This window comes from Bacillota bacterium (assembly GCA_040754675.1).
In the GTDB taxonomy this organism is placed as follows: Bacteria; Bacillota; Limnochordia; order Limnochordales; family Geochordaceae; genus Geochorda.
This window is the reverse complement of sequence record JBFMCJ010000718.1, coordinates 1-1,806: the sequence shown is the minus strand read 5'-3', so window position 1 is coordinate 1,806 and position 1,806 is coordinate 1. Positions and strand designations below refer to the sequence as shown.

The following is a 1,806-nucleotide window of genomic DNA, read 5'->3' as shown; positions in this document are numbered from 1 at the left end:
TACCAGCAGGTTGGCTGGTCGGAGATGAAGGACAAGGTGGCCGTGGCTATCGCCGGTGGTTCGCCACCGGACGTGGTGCGGGTGAGCTCGGCTTGGGGCGACCTGGTAGCCGACCAGGGCATGTTGCTGGATCTGCGGCCATACATCGAGCGCAACGAGCAGCAGTACCGGTTTAGCGAATTCTACCCGGCGTCCGTAGCGCTTTGGACGGACAGCAAGGGGCGGGTTTACGCCTTCGGCAACGACCTGGACATGATGGGCCTGTTCTTCAACGCCGAGCTTTTCGACGAGGCAGGCGTCGAGCGGCCCTACCAGTACAACTGGGACCAGTGGCTGGAGGCAGCCCAGAAGCTCACCCGGGACCTGGACGGTGATGGGAAGCCCGACCAGTACGGTTTCACCAACTGGTGGTTCCACTACATCACCCTGGTCTGGGCCAACGGTGGCTCCATCTTCACGCCAGACCTGAGGCGTTCGGCACTGGGCTCGCCCGAGGCGCGGGAGGCGCTCAACTTCTACCGCCGCTTCTTCGAGCTCAACACGGTGGCCACGTTCGACCTTTCCAAGGCCGCCGGCTACCCCCACTCCGCAGCGCACTTCAAGGCCGGCAAGGTCGCCATGGCGCCGGCTGGCTCGTGGATGCCCAACTACTGGGTATGGGACGCTCAGAAGAACCAGTACAATTTCGACTTCGACGTGGCCCACATGCCCCTCAGCTACCGCGGCGGCCGCGCCACCAGCCTGGAGGGGTCCGGCTATGCCATCCCGGTGAACGCCGCCAACAAGGAAGATGCGTTCCAGTTCCTGGCGTTCATCACGTCGAACGAGTGGCAGTCTGAGTTCGTCACCGCTGCCTTCCCGTCCAGGCGCCCGGTCGCCGAGAAGGCATTTGCCGGCCCGCAGGTGCCGGAGAACCGGGCGGTGTTCCTGGAGATTGCGACGTACGCCCGACCGTTCCCCAAGGGCGTGGAGTGGCAGGGCCGCACGAAGGGCGTCGTGCTGCAGAACCTCGGGCAGTTTCTCACCGGCCAGAAAGGCCTCGAGGAGGTCCTGACCACCATCGACGAACAACTCCAGCCGCTGCTGGCGGAGCTGGCTGCGACCCGCAAGTAACGGGACGGCCTCAGGGGCGTGACGGACACCTCGTCCCCGGGTCCGTGAGGCGGGCCGGCAGGAGCCAGGTAGGAGCCCGAACGGGCTCCTACCTTTTCTCCGCCGGGGGGAACGGCGTGGCCGTGGGAGCCCTGCGGGCCATCCTGCTCATGTGCCTCGGCGCTCATCAAACGGCTGTGCGACGAGACGGAGTCGAAGTCAAATCCGAACGAAGCAAATGTCGTCGAAGCTTACCCGCTCTGTCCGCCTCGCGGCGTTGAGTTGAAGGGCCTCTTCCCCAACCGCCTCCAGCACTCCGTGCAGCACAGGCACCGTCCCCGTGCGAACGGTTGCCACCACAACGCCCCGACCGACGAAATCCTTCATCTTGAGCCGGAGGGGGAGCCCGAAGAAGAGGTTCATCAGCGCCCCGTCCGCCGAGACCACCTCTCCGAAGCGAAGGATTAACCTGCGCCTGAGGGAGGGGTCGATGTTAAGGAGAGCTTGCCGGTGCTCCTGGGGAGCGGGCCTTTTCCCACCCACTTTCCTGCGAATCGAGCAGAGCGAGCGGTAGGGTATGAGGATGAGCCTCCTCCCGACCTTCAGCTCGAGGAAGTCTCTTCCCGCCATTCCGACTCTGCCGGCAAGAAGCTGATGCCCCTGCCGGCACGCTAGGGTGACCCGCACCTTCTGGCCGAGCAGTTGCTGAAGGGG

Annotated in this window: 2 protein-coding genes; one reads left to right on the top strand and one right to left on the bottom strand. The window is 64.8% G+C overall.

Annotation, left to right across the window (positions count from 1 at the left end; translation table 11 throughout):
* A partial coding sequence (locus AB1609_22885; protein ID MEW6049280.1) for a sugar ABC transporter substrate-binding protein occupies positions 1–1,113 on the top strand: 1,113 nt, incomplete at its 5' end.
* A 198-nt stretch (positions 1,114–1,311) separates the two neighbouring features.
* On the opposite strand, the gene AB1609_22880 is transcribed toward AB1609_22885, so the two are convergent.
* Positions 1,312–1,806, bottom strand: a 495-nt coding sequence (locus tag AB1609_22880; protein MEW6049279.1) for a hypothetical protein, incomplete at its 5' end; no start/stop codon positions are given.